This is a genomic window from Thermogutta sp., from assembly GCF_039793925.1.
GTDB lineage: Bacteria > Planctomycetota > Planctomycetia > Pirellulales > Thermoguttaceae > Thermogutta.
Genome location: NZ_JBAMME010000100.1, coordinates 1 through 1,354, shown reverse-complemented (window position 1 = coordinate 1,354; position 1,354 = coordinate 1). Strand labels below are relative to the sequence as shown.

The following is a 1,354-nucleotide window of genomic DNA, read 5'->3' as shown; positions in this document are numbered from 1 at the left end:
CCTGCAGTTGAGCCTGAGAACGAGCCAACGTTTTCTGGGCCGTCAACGAGCTGATGTTCGTGTTAATCCGAGTCATAGGATTCCTTTCCTCCTGACTCCGTCTTTTTGATCCACGTTGCTTCGATCGCCCACGCCTACCTCCAGGGACGTGCTGGTCCAGGACCAAACCCCCGCTGACAGAGGCACAAGTTCCTGCCTCGACCTTCTAGGTGGTCCTCTTTCGCTTTTATCGAATGGATGAGTTAAAGGGGTTGAAGCCAATTGTCCAAAACGAACAATTCTTCCGGTGCTGCGGAGATCACCGTTAACAATCTGGCAAAAGCAACGAAACTTTAACGGCCCAGTTTCACCAATCGGCTTCGGAAAGAACGGGGGGTGTGTGAAGCTGGCCTCTGGGCAAACAAAAACGGCCGATCTATTCAGATCGGCCGAGTTTCTTCTGGCCTTCCACCTTTCACTTGTGGTAGGTGAAAGGGTTCACGTTATTTCAACTCATTTACCGCAACAGGGCGAGCACTGCCTGCGGGTTCTGGTTGGCGATGGCCAGCACCGACGTACCCGACTGGACCAGAATTTGGGCACGGGTGAGTTTCGCGCTTTCTGCCGCGAAGTCAGCATCGCGGATATCGCTTTCAGCCGCTGTGAGGTTTTCCAGGGTGTCGTTCAGGGCGCTGATATTGGTCTCCAAAGTCGTCCTTTGGAACGCACCCAAACGACCGCGGAGAGTCGTAATTTGGGAAATCACTTCATCGACCACAGCGGCCGCTCCAATCGGGTCATTCGCCAGCGACTTGGCCCCACCAGACCGCAGTTCGTTGAGGCGACCGCGGGCACCGCCCAGCTTGGCTGTGTTCACACTTCGAATACCGATGCGTGCCTGCTGATTGGACACCACATCCAGGCCGAGCTGGAACAGCGCACCACCACCCACGATGGAGAACGAAGTCTTAGTGCCAGCGGCGGCATTTGGGTCGATTGTGAAAGTCAAATCCAGCGAGGCCGTATTGATTGAGGCAGTTAGACCCGAGGTCACAGCGAGGTAGCCATTGACCCGGACCTGGGCATCAGCGCCCACTGCTCGGTCGGCCACCCGACCATTGGCGTCCGTGGTCACAAAGTTACCGCTGAGTGCCTTCACCGACACAAAGGCCTGGCTCCCGTAGTCAGTGGCCTCAAAAGTCAGCCCCACATTTTCAGCGTCACTGTTCCCTACCAGGGCCACGCCGTACTTGGCCCCCACGTCAACGACGCCGCCGGAAAGTACGGCGAAGTCAGAGTCGGTGACGGCGGCGGTGCCCGTGCTGCCGGTGGCGAGGCTGGCGGTGAAGAGTTGGCTGGCCACGGCGTCGTTGTT

At 57.5% G+C, this 1,354-nt stretch carries 1 protein-coding gene; it reads right to left on the bottom strand.

The window, feature by feature from the left end; translation table 11 throughout:
* Positions 1 to 496 precede the first annotated feature (496 nt).
* On the bottom strand, positions 497 to 1,354 hold an 858-nt coding region (locus tag ABJK56_RS03820; RefSeq protein WP_347243342.1), incomplete at its 5' end, for a flagellin.